Source organism: Streptosporangium canum (genome assembly GCF_900113865.1).
Taxonomy (GTDB): domain Bacteria; phylum Actinomycetota; class Actinomycetes; order Streptosporangiales; family Streptosporangiaceae; genus Streptosporangium; species Streptosporangium canum.
Genome location: NZ_FOQY01000013.1, coordinates 115195 through 139709 on the forward strand (window position 1 = coordinate 115195; position 24515 = coordinate 139709).

Genomic DNA, 24515 nt, shown 5'->3' on the forward strand with positions numbered 1-24515 from the left:
GGTCACACGCTCGCGGGCTCGGCCAGCGGGGTGAACAGCTCACCCAGCCGGGCGACGGCGGAGGGAATGATCCAGTAGTAGACCCAGGTGCCGCGCCGTTCGGAGTCGATCAGGCCGGCGGTGCGCAGCACTTTGAGGTGGTGGGAGATGGTGGGCGCGGTCAGGTCGAAGGCGGCGGTCAGGTCGCACACGCAGGCTTCACCGCCGGCGTGGGAACCGATCATCGACAGCAGGCGCAGCCGTACCGGGTCGGCGACCGCCTTGAGCAGCACCGCCAGCTCGGCCGCGTCATCCTCGGTCAGAGGTTCGCGGGCGATCGGCGCGCAGCACTGGACAGTGACGGCGGTCATGACGGCACTCCATAATTCGAAATCTATCTAAATTATACGCGATGGCAGGCCGGCCGCGCGACCGCGGCGACCGCTCCTGGCGTTGGTGGTGTGGCCGAAGTCCTACCAGCGGCTGGGCTACTTCCGGAGAAGCCGCACTTCGAGGGGGTCCACGCGCTCGAGCTTGGTCCAGCCGGTCCAACCCCGCTTCTTCAGAAGCTCGATCAGCCGGCGGGCCGGCGGCACAGTGTCGAATGCCAGCGTGTCCATCAGCGTGACGAGCGGTGGCTCGATGTCGGTGTCATCGACATAGTCCTCGCCCTTCTCGTCGGCCAGCCGCGTGATGTAGGCGGCCAGCTTGTCGGCCAGCTCGACCAGCCGTGGGTCGTCGGCGGTCCGGTCAAGAGCCTGGCTCAGGATGAGATAGAAGTCGATGAGCTGCGGGTCGGCGATCTGCTCCCGCTTGCGTGCCATCCACTCCGGGACTCGCTCGGGTGAGTGGGCTGCCAGCAGGATCCAGCCGTCGCGCTCGGCCTGGACGATCCGCTCGTCGACCCCGAGCGCCCGCAGGTGGTCGAGATACTCGACCACCTGCGGGCGCAGCGCCAGGCTGTCCCCGGTGGCGAGCCGGGCCAGCTGCTCGCGGTGCCGCTGCCGCTGCCGGACCTCCGCCTGCAGCCTCTTGTCGATGTCCGCGATCGCCGCGGCGAACTCCTCCTCGCCGGCCCGCAGGAGCTCCCGCACCCGCGCCAGCGGGACTCCGGCCTCGGCGAGGGTCCGGATCTTGATCAGCTCGACCACGGCGCCGGCGTCGTACCTGCGGTAGCCGGAGTGGTCTCGCTCCGGCTCCGGCAGCAACCCCTTGGCGTGGTAGTGCCTCACCGCGCGCACCGTCACTCCGGCGTAGGACGCCAGCTCGCCGATGGTCAGCATCAGACCAGTCTTCCAGGAGTCGCTAGGAAATCGCCCGGCCGGCTGAGCCTTGTGAACTCCGGATGATCTGGGCGATTTCCGGGGCGTGGGTGACGACCAGCCCGTGGTCGGCGTCGAGCCAGGACGTGGCGATGTGCGGCTGGTCGCGGACAAGCCGCTCGACACCGGCACGCCAGTTCTGGTTGAACCGCGGCGCGTGCCCTTCGCCGCTGTCGCCGGCCATCGAGGTCGACATGATCATGCTGATGGGCCGGTCGATCTTCCTGTACCGGTCAAGGATGCTGGAGCGGACCACATCGATCTCGACATTCAGGTCGAGGATCTCCTGGGCGGTGAGCAACACCTGATGCGCGGTGCCCGGCGCGGCCTCCTGCTGCGTCGCCAGGTCCTCCCACATCGCGCGGAACTCCGGCAGGACGGCCTCGGTGATGAACGGTTCGGGCACCGGGTTCGCCCCGTCGATGAGAACAAGCTCGGCGACGGTGCCAGGATGCTCGGAGGCATAGTGCACGGCGAGGTCCGCGCCCAGCGAGTAGCCCACAAGCACGGGCGCCGCATCCGGGGTGAGGCGTCCCAGCTCCGCCATCACGGCGACCAGGTCGCTGAGGAACGCCTCGAAGGAGTACCGGTCGGCGGCCGAGGCGAGGCCGTGGCCCCGGAGATCGAAGGTCACCACGTCGTGGTCGCGCCGCAGCAGCTCGGCCAGCTCGTGCAGGCCGGCCTGTGTCGAGTTCAGCCCGGGGCACAGGACCAGCGGTCGTCCCTGACCGCCGCGGGACACCGGGGTCGTGACACCGTCGTGGTGGATCGTGAAGTGCCGCATCGTCCTGTCGCCTCTCGTAGCCCGCTGCTCATCGCCGTCGTGGTCGCCGTACGGCTTGCGCGGTCCGGCGACCTCGATCGCGCTGATTTTCGTGGTCATGCCACCATGCTGAGAGATTGACCCTGCGTCAGGGTCAACTGCCGCGGCGACATGACTTCCGCCCACCCGCGACCGCCGGCTTCCGCTCCCACACCAGCCGCGGCCTGCTGGCCTACAAGCACATCGAACTTCTGTTCGAACAGACCATCGGGAAGCGCGACCGCCGCAAGCGCGGCTTCCCCTTCCACCGGCTCCGCCACTCCCGCCTGACCCACCTCGGCGAGGCCCGGCGCTTCGCGCAGCGGGACGTGGTTCTTTGGGCGCACGGTCCCTTCGGCGGCCTTCAGCTGAGCTGCTCGGCCAGTCCGACGATGGTGCCCTCGGGGCCGCGGACGTAGCAGAGCCGATAGCTGTCCTCGTACTGCGCCAGCTCGCCGACGAGTTCGGCGCCGTGGGTACGCAGGCGGGCGACGACGTCCTCGATGTCGTTGACGGCGAACATGATGCGACGAATGCCCAGCGTGTTCGCCGGCGCGTCCTTCGGCTCGGCGCTGATCGCCTTCGGCGTGTGGAACATCGCCAGCTCGATCCGGCCATGGCCGTCCGGGGTCCGCAGCATTGCGACGTCCTGCCGGACGTCGTCGATCCCGATGACACGCTCCACCCAACGTCCCTCGATCGGCGCCTTGCCCTCCAGTTCCATGCCAAGTTCGACGAAGAACGAAATAACAGCGTCAAGGTCGTCGACAACGATGAGGACGTTGTCCATCCGCTGGATCGTCATGCTGGGTCTCCTTGCTGTGCTAGGGCCACGGTGGCCGAATCCGCCCCTGAGACGGAGCCGCCAGGCCGTTCTCGACCTCGCCGCTGCGACGCTCGCCTCCGCCGTCGCCATCGAGAAGGATCAAGGAACGCGGCTCGGCGATTGCCGCCGCCGGGCGTGAGCAGGCTCGTGAGCTCGGCCATCGCCGCTGGCGGCGGTTTGAAGTAGCGGCGGCCGTTCTCCGGCTTCTTGTGCCGGGACTTCGCCATCAGCGTCAACGGGGACGCGCCCTGCGCGCCTCCTGCCGGCCGAGCGGGTGCGCCGGCGTCGCGCCCCTCAGAAGGGAGGCAAGCAGCCTGCGTGTGAGCACCGGCACGCCGCGGCGGCTGCACACCGGTCATCGCTCACAGCCGGTGAGCACGCGCAGGCGTGCAGGGGATGACGGCGACAGGAGCCTGGGCGTGGTGGAGCAGGGCGTAGGTGGTCGACCCGAAGAACGAGGTTCGGCCGGGAGCGCCCACGACGACCAGCGCGGCAGACGGTGAGGCGTCACTGAGCGCCTTGGCCGGGTGCTCGTGCACCACGTGCTCCACGAAGGTCACGTCGGGAAACTTCTCCCGCCAGCCGGCGAGTGACTCAGCCAGCAGGCGCGCCTCTTCCTGACCGACGCCTTCGACGTCGTAGACCAGTGGCTGCATGTCGCCGGGACCTCTGGCAGCCGGATGGGTCCACGCGTGCACGGCCCGGAGCGGAAGCCGTCGCAGGACCGCCTCCTCGAAGGCGAACCGCACCACGGGATCCTGGCCAGGACGTCCGGCGACGCCGACGACGATCTCAGCGCCGTGGCCGGCCCGCGGCCGGCCTACGATCACGACAGGGCAGGGGGACCGGGCGGCGAGGTCACCGCTGACCGAGCCCAGCAGCAGCCCGGCGAATCCACCGCGGCCCCGGCTGCCGACCACGACCAGCTGCGCGGACCGGGCTGCTGCGGCGATCGCCTCAGCGGCGGCGCCGTCGAGGATTTCGGTGGTGACCGTCACCGCAGGAGCATCGGCGCGGGCCCGCTCGGCGGCTTGGCGCAGCAGTTGCCGGGAGGCGGCTTCCATGTCCGGTCCCCAGTGCGCAGGTTGCGGGACAAGAGGCACGTCATAAGCCCAGCGAAGAGCGACGTACACGATACGCAGCGGTGCGCCCCTCAGTGCGGCCTCTCGCGCCGCCCAGGCCACGGCCTGCAGCGAGGACGCCGACCCGTCGACACCGACGACGATGGGATCTGCCATGGTCACCACCTCAGGGCCGCCCTCACTGGATCGACGCCCCGGTCGCGGCAGCCGGATCCGGGGCCGTACGGGACCCGTATGGCCGCCTTGTTCAGCCGCGGGTCCTGCCCTCCATACTTGCCGGGCCGCTACCTGCCGGGTAGGGGCGAAGGTCCCACAGCCCTCACCGCGAGCGCTCCGGCGGTCATGACCGTCGTGCCTCGGCACACGGAGCCGGCGGCCTTCGCCGTCCCACCCGACCGGCCAGGCATGACAGCCCGACGCCCCGGACCATGGCCATCGCGGAAATCAGGGCGGAAGGTCCCACGCCGGTGGGACCTTCCGCCCTGCCACGCTGAGGACTCTCCCACTGACCATGGAAGGGGAGGTGGAAGCGATGACTGATTCCCACGACATCGTCGTCGGCTATGACGGCTCCGACTTCTCCATGCAGGCCCTGGAGTGGGCGATGGACGAGGCCGAGCTGAGGAAACTGCCGCTGACGGTGACCCACGCGTGGCGGTGGCCCTACGGCGAGGCCGGCGAAGAGGCCAAGGGGCACCTGCGCAAGGCCGCCGAGCACGTGCTGTACCACGGCGGTGACTGCGCTCGCTCGTGCAGCTCGATCACCGACGTCGCCGTCGATCTGTACGAGGGGGCCGCCGCCGAGCGGCTGGTGGAGCTGTCGGCCCGCGCGCAGCTGATCGTGGTGGGTTCGCGTGGGATGGGCGCGCTGGCCAGGACCGTTGTGGGGTCGGTGGCCGGCTATGTGGCGGCGCACGCGCGCTGCCCGGTGGTCGTCGTACGCGGGCCCGGCCCGATCCCCGTCCCGCGCCACCGCGGGGCCGTGGTGGTGGGGATGACCGGGCACACACCCGACGCGGCGATCGAGTTCGCCTTCGCCGAGGCCGACGTCCGCCGGCTGCCCCTGGTCGCGGTGCACGCCGGACACCTGCAGCCGATGGCGTGGAGCGCGCCGATGCCGCTGGTGCCCGACACGCGGGCCATCACGACGGCGGCCGAGGACGACATGCTCGAACGGTTGCAGCCGTGGCAGGCCGACCATCCCGCAGTGTCGGTGCGTACCTACTTCGTCGCCGCATCACCCAAAGATGCCCTGTTGGATCTGTCGAAGGAGGCGAGCCTCCTGGTGGTCGGCGGCGCACGCGGGCACGGCAGGCTCGGCTCGGTGACCGCCTCGACCCTTCAGCATGCGTCCTGTGCCGTCGCGGTCGTCCCTGCCCTGAAGGAGAAGTCACCGCAGGCCAAGACCCCGCTTTCCGCCTTCCACGCCTCCGAAGGCTGATCAGAGCGTCGTCACCGATACGGAAGACAAGGAACAGATCATGGTGACGCAGGTGAAAGACGTCATGGGTTTGGTAGCCATCGCGGTTCCCCGGCAAGCGACGTGCACCGAGCTGATGGCGACCATGCGCCGCTTCAAGGTGAACGCCGTCGCCGTGATCGACACCGACGGACGCCCGGTCGGGATGGTGTCGGAGGACGACCTGCTGTCGACGGAGCCGGGTACTTCTTACGGCGAGCCTCTTTTCGAGGAGCGCCGACGGTACCAGGATCCCGAGAGAACCGCCGGGCTGACCGTCCAGGAGATCATGACCAGTCCGGCATTGACGGTCAGCGCGGAAACCCCGATCCGGGAGGCGGCCCGGCTGATGCGCGATCATCGGATCAAGCAGTTGCCGGTGATCGACCCCACCAGTGGGAAGATCGCCGGCACCGTGCACCAGGTCGACCTGCTGAAGGTTTTAAACCGGTGGGCGCCCGACATCCTGGCGGACGTGGCCGCGGCCATCGCACGCCTGCGCCTGGACACGCGGGCGCTGACGATCACGGTGGACGACGGCGTGGTGCGTGTCGGGGGCAGGCTGGCCCGGCGCTCGCAGATCGCCCAGCTCACCGAAGCCGGCCGCCGGATCAAAGGAGTGGTGGACCTTCAGGTCGACGCCACCTACGATCACGACGATCAGACGGAGACCCGGTCCCTCCGTGTCTGAGAAGACCCGGCCACGGCGGCCGATGTCCGATGCGGGTGCCGCGCTGTCCGATCCTGAGACAGCCGGTTGAACGCCCGGCCCGGTGTCGGGCCGGGCGTTCAACTGTTCGGATGCGAAACTCATAGGTATGGCACAGGTCGAGCCCGGCGCATTGCTGCCGAGCATGCGGCTGGATGAGCTCCTGTCGGAGCTGCAGACGCGGCTGGAGGCGGTGCTGGCCACCCGGGATCGGGTGCACGCACTGTTGAACGCGGTCGTGGTGGTGGGCAGTGATCTGAATCTGGAGACGGCGCTGCGCCGGATCGTGGAGACCGCCGCCACGTTGGTCGACGCCACCTACGGGGCATTGGGCGCGGTGGGGGAGCGCAACACGCTGGTGCAGTTCATCCCGGTGGGGCTGAGCGAGGAGGAGATCGCCCGGATCGAGCACTGGCCGCACGGTCTAGGCCTGCTGGGTCTGCTGATCAAGGAGCCTCGGCCGCTGCGGCTGGCCCACATCAGTGATCACTCCGAGTCGTACGGGTTCCCGCCGGGGCATCCGCCGATGGGGTCGTTTCTGGGGGTGCCGATCCGGGTACGGGAGGAGGTGTTCGGCAACCTCTACCTGACCGAGAAGCGCGGCGGAGGGGAGTTCGACGCCGAGGATGAGGCGATCGTCACCGTGCTGGCCGCGGCGGCGGGCGTGGCCATCGAAAACGCCCGGTTGTATGCCGACAGCCGGCGCCGGGAGCGCTGGCTGCAGGCCTCAGCGGAGGTCACCACCAGTCTGCTGTCGGGGGCCGAGCCGGGGCAGGTGCTCACGTTGATCGCCCGGCGTGCGCGGGAGATGGCCGGCGCCGATGTGGTGGCGGTGCTGTTGCCCGATGACAGCGGGCGCATCTTGCAGGTGGCGATCGCCGATGGGCTGGCCTGTGAGGAGGTGACCTGTGCGCAGGCACCGGTCGCCGACTCTTTGGCGGGCCGGGCGTTCACCAGCGGTGAGCCGTTGATGGTGGCCGATCCGGCCGAGGCCGGGGTGCCGATCGCGATCGCCGACTATGTCTCGCTGGGGCCGGTGGCGGCGGTGCCGATCGGCGCGCCGGGCAGCGTGCGCGGGGTGCTGTCGCTGGGCAAGCACTCGGGCCGGCTACCGTTCAGCCAGGCGGAGCTGCATACCCTGCACGCCTTCGCCGGGCAGGCCGCGATCGCGCTGGAGCTGGCGGAGAGCCGGATGGACGCCGAGCGGCTGGGGCTGCTGGAAGATCGCGACCGGATCGCCAAAGATCTGCATGACGTGGTGATCCAAAGATTGTTCGCCGTGGCGATGACGCTGATGAGCACGGTGCGGCTGGTCGACAAACCGGAGGCCTCGGCTCGGTTGCAAACCTCGATCGATGAGCTGGATGCGACCATCCGGCAGATCCGCGCGACCATTTTCGCCCTGCAGACCTCTTCGGAAGACGGTGTGGAGGGGCTGCGCGCACAGATCACCGGACTGGTGGAGGGCACCCGGGGCCAGCTGGGCTTCATGCCGGCTCTGACCATGGAAGGCCGGCTCGACGCCATGGTGCCCGACCAGGTCGCCGAGCAGATGCTGGCCGTGCTGAGGGAGGCGCTGTCCGACGTCGTGTGTCACGCCCGGGCGTCCAAGGTCGAGGTGGCGGTCGAGGTAAGGGCGGATCGGCTCGTCCTCACCGTGATCGACGACGGGTCGGGGGTGCCCGAGGGCGGCCGGCACAGCGGGCTGCGCGATCTCCAGGACCAGGCCGAACGCCTCGGCGGCTCCTTCGCGGTCGAATCCCGCCCGGGGGGCGGCACCTGCTTGATGTGGAGTGTGCCGCTGGCCTAGCCGCGCTGCCCGGCCGCGGGGGGCGGGAAAATCCACTCGGCGATTCCCCGGTCCTCCCGGTGGCATGCGTAACTTCCCTGCCCGGCAGTTCGGTTTCGCCGGGCCCGTTTTACCCGGACGATGCTAATGGTCAGTCGGGTTCCATCTGAGGGCGCCGGAACCGCCAGGAAACAGGGGCCGGAGAAGCGTTGATCACCGTCAGCGCCCGCTCCAGCGCCTGTTGCGGGGATGCGCTGGTGTCGATCTCGACCGCGTCGGGCCAGGGAGCCATCCTCGCCGCCACGGCCGCGCCGATCGCCTGATCGGCGTCTGAGACGGCACCGGTACGGCGGGCGAGGCGCTCGGCGGCGATCTGCGGCAGAGCGGTGCAATGCATGGCCACCAGGTCGCTGGAGGTGCGCTGGGCGACGCGCTCGGCCGCTGCCCGGTGCCCGGCGTCGCCCCATGAAGCGTCGAGGATGACCGGCTCGCCGCGCTCAAGCAGCTTCCCGGCTCGCGACAGCAGCTCGTCGTAGGCGCGTTCGGTGTGTTCATGGTCGTAGATGCCTTCGCCGAAGGGGGCGGCGGCGGACTGGTCGGGCGAGATGCCGGCCAGTTCCTTGCGGACGCGGTCGCTGTTCAGCAACGTGTAACCGAGACGGTCGGCGAGGGCGGCGGCCAGGGTCGATTTGCCGGTTCCAGGGGCGCCGCCGACGAGAACCAGAGGTATCGTGCCTGCCCGCAGGTGGCGCAGTGTGAGCTCGGCGAACCGGCGAGCCTCCCCGGCGGCACCGGAGTCTCCCTGTTCCCGTCGCAAGCAGGCGACCTTGGCGCGGACGAAAGCCCGGTAGGCGACATAGTGATGCCACAGCGAGGGCGGGGCGGGGTCGCCGGTGAACTCGGTGTACTGGTGCAAGAACACCTCCGCCAGTCGCGGCGCCCCCAGCCGTTCCAGGTCCATGGCCAGGAAGGCCACGTCGTCGAGGCCGTCGACAAAGCGCAGCCGTTCGTCGAATTCCAGGCAGTCCAAAATCCGCGGCCCGTCGTCCAGACAGAAGATGTCCTCTGTGAGCAGGTCACCATGGCCGTCCACGATGCGGCCCTCATCGACGCGGGCGGCGAACAGGGGGCCGCGACCGTCGAGGAAGCGCAGCGTGAGCCGTTCGATCTCCCCGACGACCTCGGGGCCGAGGACCGGCTCGGGAAGCGCTCGGACCTGATCGAAGCTCGCGCTCCACCGTGAACGCAGCGCCTGCCCGCTTCCCTGCTGGTCGATCCGGGGGCTGTGGCGGGAGCGCCCGTGCATGCTCGCGACCGTCCGGGCGATCTGCCGCAGGTGTTCCTCGACCGGTTGCCCCGAATTGATCATGGTGGCGAGGCGGCGTTCTTCGGGCATACGCCGCATCACGACGAGATGCTCACAGACCTGCCCATCCGTGCCGAGCACGTCGGCGACTCCCTCGTAGACATCCGGGGCCAGCCGCCGGTTCAGCTCCACCTCCTCATGGCAGATCCTCTCCCGTGCCTGCCGGGTGGTGAAGTCCACGAAGCCGAGGTTCACCGGTTTCTTGAGCTTGAAAGCGTGATCCCCGAGGAGGACCACGACGCCGATGTGCGTCTCCTTGATCTGCGCCCATGCTCTCATCGATGATGCCTCCACGTCCGGGTCCGCCGTCCAAGCGATCGAGGCCGGGATGAGCGGGTGGCGCCCGTTTCGGATGCCTGCTCGGGTGGGTGGGGCGGACACTCCCCCCATGCCTGCTTCCTCCCCCGGCCATGGCCTATGAATCGGGCGGTCGGTGACAGACCGCATCGATGACCGGGCGAGGGCGCCGGCCTGCGGAGGGGCCTTCCGTCCTGGTCATCGGGCCTTTTGGCCCTGCTGCACCGCTGTCGTGTGGTTGAAAACTGGTGGTGAGCAGGGAAACCGATGGGGAGACCGGCTGATGATCACGCGAGTTCGGCTGTGCGGCCGGCATATGACGGGTAAAGCGAAGCCAGGGCCGCCGAACGAGCCCCCGCCTCCGCCGACGAATCCGCCGCCGCCCGGCTGGCGGAGGTGGCTGCTGCCCGCGGCGATGCTGATCTTCCTGTTGTGGCTGCTGATACCCCTCATGTTCACCGGATCGGCGGCCACGCCGTACTCCTACAGCGACTTCGTGACGAAGGCGGATGCCGGGCAGGTCAAGGCGGTGACGATCGACGATCAGGGGGCGGTGTCCGGCGACCTGAAGGACGGTACGAGGTTCACCACCCAGATTCCCACAGCCCTCAACGTCAGCCGGCTGGACGCCCAGCTTCAGTCCGCCCATGTTCAGATCACCGCGACCCGCTCCGACGACTCCCTGGGGTCGATCCTCATCAGCTTCCTGCCGTTGGCGCTGCTGATCGGCCTGTTCATATGGAGCGGACGGAAGGCGCAGCAATCCCTCGCCGGCGGTATCGGGGGGTTCGGCCGATCGCGAGCGAAAATCATCGAGGCGGAGCGGCCGACGACCCGGTTCGGCGACGTCGCCGGTTATGACGGCGTCAAGCAGGAGATCAGCGAGGTCGTGGACTTCCTGCGGGCCCCCGACCGGTACGCGGCGGCGGGCGCGAAGCCACCCCGGGGCGTGATCATGGTGGGCCCTCCGGGGACGGGAAAGACGCTCATCGCCCGCGCCGTGGCCGGCGAAGCAGCGGTGCCGTTCCTGTCGGTCACCGGTTCGGCGTTCGTGGAGATGTTCGTCGGCGTGGGCGCCTCGCGGGTCCGCGATCTCTTCGACGAAGCGCGCAGACGCGCGCCCTCCATCGTCTTCATCGACGAGGTCGACGCCATCGGCGGCCGCCGGGGCGGAGCGGTCACCGGCGGCAACGACGAACGCGAGCAGACGCTCAACCAGTTGCTGGCCGAGATGGACGGCTTCGATCAGAGCAGCGGAATCGTCGTCCTGGCCGCGACGAACCGGCCGGAGACCCTTGATCCGGCCCTGCTGCGCCCCGGCCGCTTCGACCGGCAGGTGACCGTGCCGCTGCCCAACCAGGCCGAGCGGGCGGCGATCCTGGCCGTTCACGCCGCCGGAAAGCATCTGGCCCCGGACGTCGATCTCGGCGTGATCGCTCGGGGCACACCGGGATTCTCCGGCGCCGACCTGGCCAATCTCGTCAACGAGGCCGCCATCAACGCCGTCAGGGCGGGCCGCACGACCATCGACGCCCATGACCTCGACGCGGCCCGTGACCGGGTGCTGCTCGGCCGCCGGGAGACGTCCAACGCCCTGCTCCCGCAAGAGCGCCGCGCGGTGGCCGTGCACGAATCCGGGCATGCCCTGCTCGCCACGTTGTGCGAGCACGCCGATCCGGTCGCGAAGGTGACCATCCTTCCCGCCGGTCTGACGCTCGGCGTCACCGAGCAGCTTCCCGAGGCCGAGCGGCACCTCTACAGCGAGAGCTACCTGGCCGATCTGCTCGCCGTACGGCTCGGCGGGCGGGCCGCGGAACTGGTCGTCTTCGGTGAAGGCTCCACCGGCGCCGCCAACGACCTGGCGGCCGCCACGCAGATCGCCACTCGCATGGTGCGCGACTTCGGCCTGTCGCCCGCGCTCGGCCCGGTCGGCTACTCCTCGACCGCTCCCCAGTATCTGGGCGAGGACGCCGAGGACTTCCGGCGCAAGCCGTATTCCGAGCGGACCCAGAAGATCATCGACGAAGAGGTGGCCCGGCTTCTCGGCGGGGCGGAGAAGCGCGCGGTCGACCTGCTGCGCGCTCACCGCGGCGCGCTCGACCGGCTCGCGGCGATCCTGGTGGAGCAGGAGACCGTCGACGGTGAGGTCGTCGGCAGTGTGCTGCGGGACGAGCGGCCTGCGGTCACCAGTCTGGACGCCACCGCCTGACGATCGGGCCGTCCGCACCGCCGGGCTTCAGCCGTTCCGGTGGCCTACGACGTCCCGCCTTCCGTGCGGAGGTGGTCCGTATGCCCCTGGCCTCTCCTTCCGGTCCTTCCGGACGGATCGGGGACGGCGAGTACGAACGCCACGGAGCCGGTCGATCAGTTCCCGTCCACCGGGTTTCGAATCGGGACCTTCGGCCCTACCAGCGGAGTGGCTGTCTGTCCGACGTTGAGAAAAGGGGACTTTGTCGTCACCGGTTACGAGGTGGGCGGAGTGTTCGTTGATCGTCACGATGCGGGCGTGCGTCTGGCCGAGCGGTTGCGCGGGCTCGTCGGTGCTGAGAGCGCGGTCGTCCTGGGGGTGCCCAGAGGTGGCGTACCAGTGGCGTTCGAGGTGGCTCGGGCCCTTGACACTCCACTGGATGTGATCGTGGTCCGCAAGCTCGGGGTGCCGTTCCAGCCGGAGATCGGATTCGGCGCCCTGGGGGAGGGCGGGGTGCGTGTGATCAATCACGACGTCGTGCGGCGCGCGGATCTCACCCAGGCGGAGATGGCCGTCGTGGAGGAGCGTGAGCGGGCCGAACTCGTGCGTCGCGCGCGTCGCTTTCGCGGTGACCGCGCCCCGATGGACCTGGCGGGCCGTACGGTGATCGTGGTGGACGACGGCCTAGCCACCGGCGGGACGGCTCGCGCCGCCTGCCAGGTCGCTCGCGCGCGTGGTGCCTCACGAGTGGTGCTGGCGGTTCCCGTGGGAGCGCCGGACGCGGTCGCGGGTCTGTGCGAGGTCGCCGACGAGGTGGTCTGCCTGCAGACCCCCGACTATTTCCATGCGATCGGCGCCTGGTACGTCGACTTCACCCAGACCACCGACGAGCAAGTGGTCGAGTTGCTCCGGCGAGCCGCGTCCTTCGGGGCGGACGCCCCGACCTGGCCGGACCGCGGCTCTCCGCGGTGCGGGCGGCGACTCTGCTGATCGTGGGAGGCCGCGACGATGTGGTGCTCGACCTCAACCGGGCCGCGCAGAAGCGGTTACGCTGCGAGAACCTGCTCCAGGTCGTCCCTGGCGCCACCCACCTGTTCGAAGAGCCCGGAGCACTCGAGACTGTCGCGGCTCTCGCATGGCACTGGTTCGCCGGCCATTTCGGGCCACGCGTGATCCCGGCAAGCCGATGATCCGCCGACTCCGGTGGGCAGGCGCATCCGATCGGACGAGACCCGCCATGATGCGGGGAGACAGTGATGAATTTGCGAATCGTGACGGGGACGGCCAACCCGGTGCTCACCGATGCCATCGCGGCGGCGCTGTACACCCAGCCGGTGCCGCCGGTGGTGGAGCGGTTCCCCGACGGGGAGCTTCGGCCCGTCGTGAACGACGTGCGGGGCTCGGATGTCTATCTGGTTCAGCCCACGGGGCCGCCGGTGAACGAGCACGTGATGGAACTGCTGCTGTCCCTGGACGCATGCCGGCGAGCCGGCGCGGGGCGGATCACCGCGGTCGTGCCATATTTCGGATACGCCCGTCAGGACCGTCGGGGGCAGGCCGGGGAGGCGATCGGCGTTCGTGTCGTCGCCGACGCGCTGGCCTCGGCCGGAGCACAGCGCCTGGTCGTGGTGGACCCGCACACGGTCGCGCTGGAGGCTGTGTGCGCCGTCCCCGTGGAGATGCTGACGGCCGTACCCGCCCTCGCCGCCGCCGTCGGCGAACGGACCTCCGGTGACGCCGTCGTGGTCGCCCCTGACCTGGGCGCGGTCAAGCTCGCCAAGCATTACGCCGCGTTGCTGTCACGGCCGGTGGCGGTGGTGGCCAAGACCCGGCTGACCGGCAGGAGCGTCGTGGCCGAAGATCTGATCGGTGACGTCGACGGCCGGCCGGCGATCGTGGTCGACGACATGATCAGCACCGGAGGCACGATCGAGGCGGCGGTGAGGGTCCTGCTCGGCCACGGCGCCACGCCGGAGATCGCCGTGGTCGCGACCCATGGACTGTTCGTGGACACGGCGGTGGCGCGGCTCAGCCGCTCCGCGATCCGGAGTCTGCTGATCACCGACAGCGTCGAGCAGAGCGTCGCGCCGGCGCCGCCGCCCGATACGTGCTCAGTGGCCCCGCTGCTGGCCGATGCCATCGGGCGCCTGCACCGTGACGAGCCGCTGGACGACCTGCTGGCCCACACCTGAGGGCCCCGCGGAGCGCTCGTCGTCGCCGTCTCCGACAGCACAGGCGCGACCTGTCATGAGGGCGGCGTGATCCGCGCGGCGGTCGAGTACGCGGGCGGTGGCTCAGTGAACCTCCGGCGGAACGATCAGGACGGGTTGCCCGGAGAATTCGAGGATGTGCGCGCTCGTCGAACGGTCGAGCCCCTCGGAGGTGCCGACGACGATGAGGTCGACGTGCATCGCGCGGGCTTCGGCGAGGATACGGTGCGCGACATCGCCTTCGAGCAGGCGCGCATCCGCGTCCACCTCCGACACGCGGGCCAGCCGGACCACGTGGTCGAGCAGGGCTCCGGCGGCCTGATCCCGGCGTTCATGGACGCCGGGATGTGACGCCGCGCGGGTGACCAGGTCACTCAGCGGGTGATCGGAGAGCACGGTCACCACGTGGAGCCGAGCTCCCAGGCAGGCGGCGAGTTCGATCGCGTGGCGGGCGGCGGCCATGGCGGCCGGCGAGTCGTCAACCGCGAGCAGGATTCGGGTGATCATCGGTGTTCTCCGTTCCGGAGCCGATCGCGCGGCGCACCCGGGCGCCGTCGGATCGCTCCATCTCGTCGAGAGACAGCTCCACGGAGGCCAGCGCCTTCTCAAGGCTGGGGAGGAGGCGATCGCGGAGAGCGCGGATTCTACGGCCTGTCATCGCCGCCTCCGCTGCCATGATCCGCACGGCCTCTTCGGCGGCCGCGTGCTCCGCTCCGGCGCGCAGCGCGACGCGGTAGGCCGCCCGGGCCGGGACGAGGGCGGTGGTGACCGGCAGCGGGGTTGATCCGTCGGGTTCAGGCAGCAGGCAGGTGAGGCGGCCCGGATAGCTCGTTCCCATGGCATCGATCCAGTCCATGCGTATCTCGGCGAGGCGGCCGTCCGTAGCGAGCCGGACGGCGCGCTGACCGCCGGCCGACGTGGCACGCAGCAGCCAGGTGTCGGCGGCCCGGCACGCCGACTCCCACGCCTCCCCGGTGCGTGCCGCCAGGAGGGTGAGGCGTTCCTCCTCCTGCCGCAGGATCCGTATCTTGCGATCGAGCAGGCTCAGCCCGTGCCGCACGGCGGTCAGACGATGCCGCAGCCACATCCGCCCGGCCCGACCGGGAGGAACCCGGGACATCACGGCTCCTCCCGGTAGTGAGCGTCGAGCGTTTCGGGGTCGAGCATGGACAGCTCCCGCCGTGGCAGCACGGAGACGACCTGCCAGGCCCGGTTGAAGGTCTCCTCCAGCGAGCGCGACTCGTCGCCCCGCTGGGCCAGTAGCCGCAGCTCGAAGGCCTCCGCCATGGCCAGGTAGCGGCGGTCGGTGATGCTGAGCGCGCGCTCTCCGACCAGCTCGGCGAGTTCCCCGGCCTGCCGCGCGCGTGCCAGGGCGGCCAGGATCTGGGTGGCCAGGTCCATGTGCTCGGGTCGGGTCCGTCCACCGCCGACTCCGGCCCGCATCATCCGCGAAAGAGAGGCGAGCGGGTCGATGTGCGGATAGCTGGCGACATCGCGGGTCAGCAGGATCTGTCCTTCGGTGATGTAGCCGGTGAGATCGGGCACAGGATGGGTGATGTCACCCGCGGGCATGCTGAGCACCGGCAGCACGGTGATCGAGCCGGGCAGCCCTCGTACCCGCCCGCAGCGCTCGTAGATGGAGGCGAGGTCGCTGTAGAGGTAGCCGGGATAGGCTCGGCGGGCGGGGATCTCGCCACGCGCCGAGGACACCTCGCGTAGCGCCTCGCAGTAACTCGTCATATCGGCCAGCACCGCCAGGACGTGGCGTCCCATGGTGAAGGCCAGATGCTCGGCGATGGTCAGGGCCAGCCGGGGGGTGAGCAGCCGTTCGATCACGGGGTCGTCGGCGAGGTTGAGCAGCAGTGTCAGCTCACCCGCCGACGAACGTTCCTCCAGCGCGTCGCGCACCCTCGCCGCGTCGGCGTGGGTCAGGCCCATGGCGGCGAAAACCACGCTGAACGGTGCACCGCCGGTGTGGGCCTGGGCGGCCACCTGGGCGGCCAGCTCCAGATGCGGCAGGCCGCCGGAGGAGAACAGGGCGATCTTCTGACCGCGGACCAGGGTGGTCAGCGCGTCGATCGCGGAGACTCCGGTCAGTACGGGGTCGGCGGGAGGTTCGCGCAGAGTGGGATTGAGGGGGAGACCGGTCACCGCCGCGTCCGTCATGCCGAAGACGGGAGGGCCGCTGTCCAGCGGCCGGCCGCGTCCGTTGCAGACCCGTCCCTGCCAGGCCGCCCCGACCGGAATCCGCAACGGGCTGCCGGTGAAGGTCACTCGCGTCCCCCTGGCCCGGACACCCGCGGTGCCTTCGAGCACCTGCACGACGGCCAGGTCACGGTCGACCTCCAGGACGAGGCCGTGCCTGTGCTCACCCGACTCCAGCTCGATCGACGCGTACTCATCCCAGCCGACGCCTCGCGTACCCCGGACCACCATCAGCGGGCCGCGCAGTTCCGCCACGCCGGTGTACTCCACGGGAGCCCAGGTCGTCATCGCAGGGTCTCCAGATCGTCCAGCACCGTGTCGCGTCGCGCCATGATCTCCTCTTCGGCGGCGTCTTTGGCGCGCAGGACCGGGGAGAAGTCGCGCTCCTCGATCGAAGCGACGGGGATTCCGTGATCGACGAGGTCCTGGCATCGTTCGATGACCGCCAGCAGCGCGTCGGCCAGCATGGCGGTGCGTCCGGGCCGGCAGAAGGCGTCAAGGAGGCTGAGCGAGCTCTGCCGGAGGAAGCCCTCGCGCAGCAGGCGCCCGCCGAGCAGGACCACACGCTCGCGTGCGGGCAGGGTTGCGGCCCCGACCAGTTCGGCCAGTGTGGCCAGCCGGCCGGCCTCGTCGAGCAGGCCGGCCACCCGGGCCCGTCGCGCAGCAGCGTCCGGGGATCCGGCCATCAGGACGTCGGCGTCACGGGAGAACGATCCGCCCCAGGAAACGGCGGGATAGTGGCGCGCGTAGGCGAGATCGCGGTCCAGCGCCCACAGAGCACGCACGAACCGCTCGGTCTGCGTGGTGACCGGTTCCGTCAGGTCGCCGCCCGGAGGCGAGACGGCGCCGATGATCGTCACCGATCCCGTGGCGCCGCCGAGCGTCGTGACCCGTCCCGCTCTTTCGTAGAAGGCCGCGAGGGCGGAGGCGAGATCCGCCGGATAACCTTCCTCGGCGGGGAGCGCTCCGCTGCGGGAGGCGAACTCCCGGCGCGCCTCCGCCCAGCGGGAAGTGGAGTCGGCGATGACCACCACGTCGTAGCCCATGTCGCGGAAGTGCTCGGCGACCGTGACGCCGGTGTAGATGCTGGCCTCCCGCGCCATCATCGGCATGTTGGAGGTGTTGGCGATCACCACGGTCCGTTCCCCGAGCCGCCCGCCGGTGCGCGGATCGGTCAGCTCACCGAGTTCGGCGACGACGTCGGCCATCTCGTTTCCACGTTCCCCACAGCCGATGTACACGACCACGTCGGCTTCGCACCACTTCGCGATCTGCTGGAGGAGGACGGTCTTACCCGTGCCGAACCCGCCGGGCACGGCCACGGTGCCCCCCAGGGGCACCGGCAGCAGCAGGTCGATGACGCGCTGGCCGGTGGTGAAAGGGATCACCGACTCCAGTCGAGAGACGTACGGCAGGGCCTGCCGCACCGGCCGGCGGCGTATCAGCGTCACCTCGGCGCCACCGACGACCGCGACCTGGGCATCCGCGGAGTAGATACCCGCCGGCCGGATCGCGGACACCTCGCCCCCCGGTGAGAGCACCAGGTAGGGCGGCGAGCCCGCGCTCTCGACGCTCCCGATCGCCGTGCCAGGCCCGGCTGCGCGCCCCTCCTCGACCAGCGGGGTGAAGCGCCAGACGCGGGCGCTGTGCGCGGGCACGGGCGTGGCCGGATCCAGCCACATGCCCGCACCGGTGAGCGGGCGGAGCAGCCCGTCGAACACGCCGCCCAGCAGGTGCGGCCCCAGCAAGGCCGACAGGGGAGATCCCCGATGCTCGACGGAATGCCCCGGGGACAGCCCGCCGGTGTATTCGTAGGCCTGCACCGTCGCCCGGTCGCCCCGCAAGGAGACGATCTCCCCGGGCAGCCCGTGCGGCCCGAGACCCACCAGTTCGAACATCGCCGCGCCGGCCAGACCTTCGACCTCGACCAGCGGCCCGTTGACCCGCGTCACGGTGCCCACAGCCGCGCCACCTCCCCGCCGAGCGCGTCCACGGCGCGGCCGGCCAGCGCGTCGAGTGTGCAGTCGACGCGGCGGCCCCGTCCCTCGGCGACCACTCCGCCGTCGGAATGCTCGCTGACGACCAGGTCCCCGCCCCCCGCCTGGCGGGCCAATTCGCCCAAGCGCTCAAGCAGCCGGGGATAGCAGGGATCGTCCCGCAGCGACCTGACCGCCGTCACCGCCCGCCCGCGCAGTTCCTCCAGGACTTCCCGCTGGGCGGCGAGTTCCACACGGCGAGCACGACGCCGGGCGCGGGCGTGCTCCACGGCCGCGTATGCCCGCGCCTGCGCGGTTCCGCTCGCCCGGGCTTCGGCGAGTACGGCCTGCGCCTCCCGCCGGGCGGCTGCGATCATCTCGGCAGCCTCGTCCTCCGCCGTGGTGATGATCGTCTCGGCGTCCGCCCGCGCCCGCCGGAGCAGGGCGTCGACCACCGGCGCCAGCGCGTCGCGCGTCGCGATCATGCAGGCATCACCACCGTCAGCGGCCCTCCGGACACCTCACCGACGGCGATGGCCGCCTTCGGGGTGAGGATCACCACGGCCACGTCAGGGCCGAGGGCCCGCCATGCCGTACGCGCCGCCGCGGCGTCCTCAGCCGGGAACACGAGCGCCCCCGCCAGCTGGAATCCCGTCACCCGGACGGCCTCGCCGATGACGGCCACGGTCGCCATGGCCGTCATGCCCGTCCGATGAGGACGATGCCGATGACAAGTCCGTAGATCGCGATGCCTTCGGCCAGACCGACGATGACGATGGCGCGGCCGAACAGCTCGGGTCTCTCGCTCATCGCGGCCAGTGCGGCCGCCCCGGTGTAGGCGACGGCGACGCCGGCGCCGATCGCCGAGCCGGCGACCGCGATCGCCGCCCCGAGCAGCGCACCCCAGTTGCCGGTCGTCTCCTGGGCCGCCGCCGTACTCTGGGCGGTGCCGGAGGTCAGGGCCCAGATGAGGAGGGTGAGAGCGGCGAGCGCGACGGCGGCGTTGACGGCGTGCAGCCCTCGCCTGATCCAGACGGACATGACACTGCCTCCTCGGATGGGAGCGGAAGATGCCAGGGACGGAACGGCCGTCCCTCGATCTGGAAGACCCGGGAGAACAGCTCGTAGTACTCCAGGCGCAGAGCCTGAATGCCGACCACGAGCCCCTCGACGGCCAGGGCGAGCGCGTTGCCCACGATGAATACCGCCACGGCGGCGATCGGGGCGGCAGGCCACAGTCCGGTGGTGCCCTGCCAGACGACGGACCCGATGGCGGCGTGGGTGAGGCCGAAGGCGGCGAGCCGGGCGAACGACGCGAGGTTCGCGCCCAGCCGTACGACCACGTCGAAAAGCTGCATGACGGCCTGAGCGGTCCCACTCGCGCCGCCGCCCGCCTCGGCCAGGAATCCGATGAAGGCCAGGGTGAGACCCGAGACCGCGATCACGCCACCGGCTCCGGTGAGCCAGGCGAGCCGGGAGTACCATCCGGCGAGCACCAGCCCGATTCCGGTGAACACCGCCGCACCGGCGATCCCGGCGGGAGAGTAGAGCGCGACCGGCCAGCCACCTTCGCGCCACCGGTTCACGATGCCCAGCAGATAGGCGGAGCCGAGCAGCAGCGCGCCCACGCCGAGGGCGGCGAGAAGGAGGGGAAGCGGGTGGGCGAGCGGCTCCAACCACAGTACCGGGATGAGGCCGGTGGGCCCGAAGCACTCGCCGTAGAGCAGGCCGAAGAACATGCTCGTCAGACCCGCGCCGGCGGCGAACGGCCAGGCCCGGCGGAACCGCGCCAGCCACCTCGGGCGGCGCAGGAAGAGCCCCGCCGCGGCGCCGAGCAGCAGCAGCCCGTGCCCGACGTCCCCGAACATCATGCCGAACATCAGGATGTAGGCGGCGGCGGCGAGTGGCGTGGGGTCGATGTCGGAATAGGGCACTGTTCCGTAGGCGACGACAAGTGGCGACAGCGAACGCCGCAGCCCTCTTGACCGCAGCAGGGAGGGCGCCTCAGAGCCCCGAGGCCGGGGGAGCCGCACGACGGCGCCGCCGACGGCTACCAGGCGACCCGACAGCTCGGAGACCGACGTGGCGGGCATCCAGCCGGCGAGTGCCGCGACGCCGTCGCGGATCGTGGCCGTCTCCGACACGGCCTCCAGCGACGCGTCCGGTGGAGTGGAGAACTCCACCACTCCCGCGTCCGCGACCAGCCTCAGCACCGTGCCCAGCGAGTCTTCCCGCGCCACGACGGCGATCCGCTCCATGCGGACCGGCTGGAGAGCGTCACGCCAGGTCATCGCCGTCTTCTCCGATGGATTCGCTCAGGTGGGCCCATCGCCGCCACTCCCTCGCGCGGCCGGCTCCAAGGCGGCGCGCACCCGCCGCGCGTCCGCCGCGAGAACGGCCACGGCGCCCACTACCGGGCCCATGGAGAAGCCCGAGCCGGTCAGCAGACCATGCCCTTCCCCTTCCACCCGCCTCCACCAGCGCTCTTCGCCCGCCCACAGCTCCCGGGAGCCCTCGACGCCCCGCAGGGCCCACCGGGCGGCTGAGGGAAGCCGCTGGGTCATCTCGGTGACCGAGGACGCGTCGAGCGTGCCGGCGCCCAGGAGGATCCGGCAGCGGTCCCGCGCTCCGGCGGAGAGAGCGTGGCCTTCGGCGTAGCGTGCGCGGGCGACCAGCAGCGCCGCCGCGCCCAGAACCCATGATCTGGCGGACGGGACGGCATCGGCCACTCGCGCGGCCCAGGCGAGACGCATGCCCAGTTGGATCTCACGACGGCTGTCACCGCCCGGGTCGCCCCACGGGGAAGTGGTCAACGTCGCCCGGATCTCGGCGAGCGAGACGCACCGCCGTAGCCGCGGCCACACCGTGCCCATGGAACCGAGGGCGAATTCGGGTTCGTCCTGCCGGCCGCTGAGCCGGTGCATGAGCTCGTCCACGTTGGCGAGTTCGAACCAGCGAGCCAGCACGCGCACCATCTGACCACCTTCCCGGGGGAGCCAGCCGGCGAGAACGCGCAGATGCCAGAGCAGGGTGGCGAGGATTGCCCACTGGGCCTCGGGCAGACTCTGGCCGCGCCTCATGTCATGTCCGTAGGGGGTGCCGGCCAGCAGGGTCACCGCCTGCTCGAGAGAGTCGCAGGCGGCGATCCGCCCGGCGGCTGCGAGTCCCGCTCTCCGGTGGGCCAGGGCCCTGGCCCGTGTCGATCCGGCGACCCAGGCGGCGGTCACGGCGGATCACCGGCCAGAGATCTGATCTTGGCGACCACCCGTGCCACCTCCTCCGGCATCCGAGCCGCAGACCGTCTGCGAATGCCGTCGGCGGCCAGGTCGGCGCTCCGCATGACGGCCGAACTCTCCTTGTCGCTTCTTTGCCGAATGTCGGCCACGGCCTGCGCCCTTTCCACCCCCGCGTCCAGCCGGGCCGCTGAGACGATGGCGGCGGCCTGAGCACGGGCGCGTTCCCGTGTCTCCTCCGCACGGTGTTCCGCGCGAAGGCGCTCACTCGCGCACGCGGCCCGCACCTCGGTGAGAGCGGAGAAGACGGGATCCAACTCGGCGGCCCGGTCGGCGGCGTAGTCGGCCGGAACCCCGGCCGGCGCCGCGGCGCCCGGCACTCCCGCGGGGCGGAATCGCTCAAGGAAGTCGCTCAGCCGGACCATCGTTCACCTCCACCTGCCGGTCCCTTGTTCGAGCCCATCACCTGGGATGATGCCCAGAAAGAGGCCAAAGGTCGCTGATCGTCGGGCCGAACGTCATCGGTGGCGCGTATCGCCGGAAGGTTCCGGCTCGGCGCGGCCGAACCGGGAGTCTCGTGACGGCGAAGGACGTTCGGCCTCTCCGCGCCGTGGCAGGCCACGTGAGCGCCTGCCGCACGGTGACCACGAGCTCGGTCGGACGTTATGGTGAGGGTGAAGGGGAGCGGTCTTCGAGTTTCGGGTACGGGCTGCCGGGGAGGGCGTGACGATGCACGCAAAGGACACGACGTCGTCCGCGGACGGCGGCCGGGCTGAGATTCTGGACCGTGACACCTGCATGGCGCTGCTGGAGACCGTCGGAATCGGCCGGGTCGCATGGTCGGCCCCGAATGGTGAAGTGGTGGTGCTGCCGGTCAACTTCGTGGTGGACCGCGACAGCATCGTGTTCACGACCTCGCAGGGAGGCAAACTCGACGCCGTGCGCCGGGGCCGCCCTCTGTCGTTCGAGGCCGACGACATGGAGCCCGCGCTGCGCATGGGCTGGAGCGTGCTGCTGGTCGGGGTCGGCGAAGTCGTCGCCGACCCCGACCAGGTGCGGCGCCTGGAGGAACTGCCCGCCCCCTGGGTAGCCATGACCGCGCCGGTGTTCATCCGCCTGACGGTCCGGCAGATGACCGGCCGCCGTCTGCCGCTGCATCCGGGTGGTGTCGCCGTCGAGCGGGTCGGTGACACCTGAGCGGCCGCGGGACAGCGCCTCCACACTGGTCATGAACCGGGCAGGGAACACGATGGTGGAATTGCGCTCCACGGCGGTCGCGCCGGCGTTCCGGTCAGGACGTTCCGGGCTCCGCTTGCCGGCGCTCGATGCGGGCGTCCGGCCCCGGGAAGATCATGGCCTCGTGTTCCTGGTCAAGCCAGTGTACGTCGTACGGCGGCGAACCGTCGGTGTGGTGCAACCCGGTGATGATGCCGATGCGCCGCGATTCCCCCAGGTGGGCGCTTTCAACGATCAATCGGTCCCCAACCTGTGCCTTCATGGCTTTTCTCCCCTCTTTCTCCCTTTCCGGTTCCAGCCGGGCGCGGACGTCCGGTCCTGTCGACGCCGGTCGCGCCGGTGAGGGGCCCTCACCATGAGGTGGGCCCGGTGAACTGCGCGATGTCCTCCGAGCTGACGGCGAGCAACCTGTTCGCCAGATCGGTCAGCGCACGGGCGACCGCGAGTTCGTCGCCGATCTCGGGCACCGGCTGGTCGGCCGGGTTGCGGCGGGCGTGACCCACCCCGGTGATGTGGGTTTTATCCCTGGTGGACAGGACCGCCCGGGCGGAGGTGTCGTTGCCTTCTTCGGTGATGTAAACCTGGACGGCCCACTGCTTGGCTTCCATGGAAAAGAACCTCCGATCGAACGAGAGTCCGTATTGACGCATCCGAGTGCGACCGGCTGCACGGATCACCCGACGGGTGTCGCGATCACGGTGGTCATCGGGGTCCAGCGGTTCGCGAGCTGTTTGGTGAGGGTGGACATGGTGGTGTACTCCAGCTCGGACAGCGGCAGCCGGTGCGGCTCGAAGGGGCCGTGGCGGCGGAAGTAGTCCATGATCTCGTTCGCCTGCTCGCGTGCGCGGTCGAAGGCCGGGTCGGCGAACATGTCGCGTGGGCCGATCAGTTTGCCGTCGTGGATCTGGAAGCCCAGGGCGACCACGCGCGGTGGGCCGTCGAACCGGGAGGGGTGTGCCTGCTCGACCGGGACCGGCAGGAACGGCGCGTGGTGGGAGCCGCGCATGCAGCCCGCGACCGCGTAGGGGAAGGCGAAGGGCTCCAGCACCTCGCCTACGGCGGGCAGGCCGGACTGGCAGCGCACGATCATCACCGGGTCGTCCTTGCCGACGTACTTGCCGGCGATGAGGGACAGCCGTTGGGTGCTGGTCGCGGCCGCGGTCTCGCCCAGCGTCTTCGAGCGGACGCCGTGGACCACGTAGCGGGCCGGGGCGCCGATGTACATCAGCATGTCGTACAGGTCGGCCGGGCAGTCGAAGACGATGCGCTTCTCCTCGTACAGGTCGTAGACCTCGAAGCCGAAGCCGGCGTGCATCTTCTGGTCGATGACCAGGCCGGCGGTGTTGAACGGATCTGCGAAGATCTTGTACAGCGGGAGGTTCCAGGCGCCCGGTTCGGTCTTGTCGGCCAGGAAGCAGATGACCGGTTCCGACGGGCGCTCCTCGAACTCCAGTTCGGCGTAACCGGGGCCCATGCCGCGTAGATTGCCGGAGAAGGCATCCGACAGCAGATCCTGGCCCGCGCCGTAGAGGCCGAGTTCCTTCGCGATGCGGGTGGTGTTGCGGAAGGTGTCCCAGGCGAAGGAGTGGATGAGGCCGGCGTCGACACCGTAGGTGTGGGTCATGATGAGCGAGATGTCGTCGCCACAGCTGGCGACGTGGCCGTCGATGATCAGTCCCGACGCCGACGCCCGATCGATCTCGCGGCGGGCCTCGGCCATCATGTCCGGGTGTACAGCGGAGTGGCCGACGAACCCCCCGGTGTCGGCCTTGATGATGCTCAGAGTGAGCATGATGATCGCCTCCCCGTTAGCTCTGCTCTTCTCAGGCTGTTTTG

At 70.2% G+C, this 24515-nt stretch carries 27 protein-coding genes; 7 read left to right on the plus strand and 20 right to left on the minus strand.

From position 1 onward, the window contains the following. Nucleotides 1–2: 2 nt before the first annotated feature. The 6 genes from BM085_RS20695 to BM085_RS20725 all read right to left on the minus strand — a co-directional run bounded on the left by BM085_RS20695 (nucleotide 3) and on the right by BM085_RS20725 (nucleotide 4167). Nucleotides 3–350, minus strand: a complete 348-nt coding sequence (locus BM085_RS20695) for an ArsR/SmtB family transcription factor (RefSeq protein WP_093888597.1) — start codon at nucleotides 348–350, stop codon at nucleotides 3–5. 117 nt (nucleotides 351–467) lie between these two features. After that, nucleotides 468–1262 carry a MerR family transcriptional regulator gene (locus BM085_RS20700; protein WP_093888598.1) on the minus strand — a complete coding sequence of 265 codons (795 nt, stop codon included), beginning with the start codon at nucleotides 1260–1262 and terminating at the stop codon, nucleotides 468–470. Nucleotides 1263–1284: 22 nt separating this feature from the next. Continuing rightward, a complete protein-coding gene (locus tag BM085_RS20705) occupies nucleotides 1285–2184 on the minus strand; it encodes an alpha/beta fold hydrolase (protein ID WP_093888599.1) in 900 nt (299 codons plus the stop codon). Next, nucleotides 2181–2450 (minus strand): hypothetical protein, encoded by a 270-nt coding sequence (locus BM085_RS43235; protein ID WP_143121000.1) that lies wholly within the window; start codon nucleotides 2448–2450, stop codon nucleotides 2181–2183. The genes BM085_RS20705 and BM085_RS43235 overlap by 4 nt, the downstream gene beginning before the upstream one ends. Nucleotides 2451–2467: 17 nt before the next feature. After that, nucleotides 2468–2893: a VOC family protein gene (locus BM085_RS20715; protein ID WP_218158785.1), complete on the minus strand. Its 426-nt coding sequence runs from the start codon at nucleotides 2891–2893 to the stop codon at nucleotides 2468–2470. A 398-nt stretch (nucleotides 2894–3291) separates the two neighbouring features. After that, nucleotides 3292–4167, minus strand: coding sequence for a universal stress protein (locus BM085_RS20725; protein ID WP_143121001.1), 876 nt, complete (start codon nucleotides 4165–4167; stop codon nucleotides 3292–3294). Nucleotides 4168–4543: 376 nt separating this feature from the next. Between BM085_RS20725 and BM085_RS20730 the strand changes: the two genes are divergently transcribed. From BM085_RS20730 to BM085_RS20740, 3 genes are all read left to right on the plus strand, one after another. Then, nucleotides 4544–5452: a universal stress protein gene (locus BM085_RS20730; protein ID WP_093888677.1), complete on the plus strand. Its 909-nt coding sequence runs from the start codon at nucleotides 4544–4546 to the stop codon at nucleotides 5450–5452. A gap of 40 nt (nucleotides 5453–5492) precedes the next feature. Continuing rightward, nucleotides 5493–6161 (plus strand): CBS domain-containing protein, encoded by a 669-nt coding sequence (locus tag BM085_RS20735; RefSeq protein ID WP_093888604.1) that lies wholly within the window; start codon nucleotides 5493–5495, stop codon nucleotides 6159–6161. Between the two features lie 127 nt (nucleotides 6162–6288). Next, entirely contained in the window at nucleotides 6289–7989 is a 1701-nt protein-coding gene (locus BM085_RS20740) for a sensor histidine kinase (protein ID WP_093888605.1), read from the plus strand. A gap of 130 nt (nucleotides 7990–8119) precedes the next feature. Here the strand turns inward: BM085_RS20740 and BM085_RS20745 are convergent, their stop codons facing one another. Continuing rightward, complete coding sequence (locus BM085_RS20745; protein WP_177245188.1) at nucleotides 8120–9613, minus strand: bifunctional aminoglycoside phosphotransferase/ATP-binding protein; 1494 nt, start codon at nucleotides 9611–9613, stop codon at nucleotides 8120–8122. 301 nt (nucleotides 9614–9914) lie between these two features. Here BM085_RS20745 and ftsH point away from each other — a divergent pair, with 301 nt between their 5' ends. The 3 genes from ftsH (at nucleotide 9915) to BM085_RS20760 (ending at nucleotide 14011) form a co-directional block, all read left to right on the plus strand. Further along, nucleotides 9915–11840: an ATP-dependent zinc metalloprotease FtsH gene (gene ftsH / locus BM085_RS20750; RefSeq protein WP_093888607.1), complete on the plus strand. Its 1926-nt coding sequence runs from the start codon at nucleotides 9915–9917 to the stop codon at nucleotides 11838–11840. 270 nt (nucleotides 11841–12110) lie between these two features. Continuing rightward, complete coding sequence (locus BM085_RS20755; RefSeq protein ID WP_245789486.1) at nucleotides 12111–12809, plus strand: phosphoribosyltransferase; 699 nt, start codon at nucleotides 12111–12113, stop codon at nucleotides 12807–12809. A 266-nt stretch (nucleotides 12810–13075) separates the two neighbouring features. Beyond that, complete coding sequence (locus BM085_RS20760) at nucleotides 13076–14011, plus strand: ribose-phosphate diphosphokinase (RefSeq protein ID WP_093888608.1); 936 nt, start codon at nucleotides 13076–13078, stop codon at nucleotides 14009–14011. Nucleotides 14012–14113: 102 nt separating this feature from the next. Here the strand turns inward: BM085_RS20760 and BM085_RS20765 are convergent, their stop codons facing one another. From BM085_RS20765 to BM085_RS20810, 10 genes are read right to left on the minus strand one after another with little or no spacing between them, the layout of a single operon-like run. Next, nucleotides 14114–14536 carry a universal stress protein gene (locus BM085_RS20765; protein WP_093888609.1) on the minus strand — a complete coding sequence of 141 codons (423 nt, stop codon included), beginning with the start codon at nucleotides 14534–14536 and terminating at the stop codon, nucleotides 14114–14116. Further along, a complete protein-coding gene (locus tag BM085_RS20770) occupies nucleotides 14508–15149 on the minus strand; it encodes a V-type ATP synthase subunit D (protein WP_093888610.1) in 642 nt (213 codons plus the stop codon). Before BM085_RS20770 ends, BM085_RS20765 begins: the two co-directional genes overlap by 29 nt. Then, nucleotides 15149–16522 (minus strand): V-type ATP synthase subunit B, encoded by a 1374-nt coding sequence (locus BM085_RS20775; RefSeq protein WP_093888611.1) that lies wholly within the window; start codon nucleotides 16520–16522, stop codon nucleotides 15149–15151. Before BM085_RS20775 ends, BM085_RS20770 begins: the two co-directional genes overlap by 1 nt. Beyond that, on the minus strand, nucleotides 16519–18195 hold the full coding sequence (locus tag BM085_RS20780; RefSeq protein ID WP_177245189.1) for a V-type ATP synthase subunit A: 1677 nt from the start codon (nucleotides 18193–18195) through the stop codon (nucleotides 16519–16521). The genes BM085_RS20775 and BM085_RS20780 overlap by 4 nt, the downstream gene beginning before the upstream one ends. Further along, nucleotides 18183–18695, minus strand: a complete 513-nt coding sequence (locus BM085_RS20785; protein WP_093888613.1) for a V-type ATP synthase subunit E — start codon at nucleotides 18693–18695, stop codon at nucleotides 18183–18185. The genes BM085_RS20780 and BM085_RS20785 overlap by 13 nt, the downstream gene beginning before the upstream one ends. After that, complete coding sequence (locus BM085_RS20790) at nucleotides 18692–18913, minus strand: V-type ATP synthase subunit F (RefSeq protein WP_218158775.1); 222 nt, start codon at nucleotides 18911–18913, stop codon at nucleotides 18692–18694. Before BM085_RS20790 ends, BM085_RS20785 begins: the two co-directional genes overlap by 4 nt. Next, on the minus strand, nucleotides 18910–19251 hold the full coding sequence (locus BM085_RS20795; protein ID WP_093888615.1) for an ATP synthase subunit C: 342 nt from the start codon (nucleotides 19249–19251) through the stop codon (nucleotides 18910–18912). Before BM085_RS20795 ends, BM085_RS20790 begins: the two co-directional genes overlap by 4 nt. Beyond that, nucleotides 19167–20501, minus strand: a complete 1335-nt coding sequence (locus BM085_RS20800; RefSeq protein ID WP_093888616.1) for a V-type ATPase 116kDa subunit family protein — start codon at nucleotides 20499–20501, stop codon at nucleotides 19167–19169. Before BM085_RS20800 ends, BM085_RS20795 begins: the two co-directional genes overlap by 85 nt. A gap of 24 nt (nucleotides 20502–20525) precedes the next feature. Further along, on the minus strand, nucleotides 20526–21437 hold the full coding sequence (locus tag BM085_RS20805; protein WP_093888617.1) for a V-type ATPase subunit: 912 nt from the start codon (nucleotides 21435–21437) through the stop codon (nucleotides 20526–20528). Beyond that, nucleotides 21434–21868, minus strand: coding sequence for a hypothetical protein (locus BM085_RS20810; RefSeq protein ID WP_093888618.1), 435 nt, complete (start codon nucleotides 21866–21868; stop codon nucleotides 21434–21436). The genes BM085_RS20805 and BM085_RS20810 overlap by 4 nt, the downstream gene beginning before the upstream one ends. Before the next feature lie 304 nt (nucleotides 21869–22172). Between BM085_RS20810 and BM085_RS20815 the strand changes: the two genes are divergently transcribed. Beyond that, nucleotides 22173–22640, plus strand: coding sequence for a pyridoxamine 5'-phosphate oxidase family protein (locus BM085_RS20815; RefSeq protein ID WP_245789498.1), 468 nt, complete (start codon nucleotides 22173–22175; stop codon nucleotides 22638–22640). Between the two features lie 94 nt (nucleotides 22641–22734). On the opposite strand, the gene BM085_RS20820 is transcribed toward BM085_RS20815, so the two are convergent. The 3 genes from BM085_RS20820 to fbp form a co-directional block, all read right to left on the minus strand. Next, nucleotides 22735–22941, minus strand: a complete 207-nt coding sequence (locus tag BM085_RS20820; protein ID WP_093888620.1) for a DUF1918 domain-containing protein — start codon at nucleotides 22939–22941, stop codon at nucleotides 22735–22737. Between the two features lie 88 nt (nucleotides 22942–23029). Further along, nucleotides 23030–23287: a DUF1876 domain-containing protein gene (locus BM085_RS20825; protein ID WP_093888621.1), complete on the minus strand. Its 258-nt coding sequence runs from the start codon at nucleotides 23285–23287 to the stop codon at nucleotides 23030–23032. A gap of 65 nt (nucleotides 23288–23352) precedes the next feature. Continuing rightward, nucleotides 23353–24471, minus strand: coding sequence for a fructose-1,6-bisphosphate aldolase/phosphatase (fbp, locus tag BM085_RS20830; protein ID WP_093888622.1), 1119 nt, complete (start codon nucleotides 24469–24471; stop codon nucleotides 23353–23355). Between the last annotated feature and the right edge of the window lie 44 nt (nucleotides 24472–24515).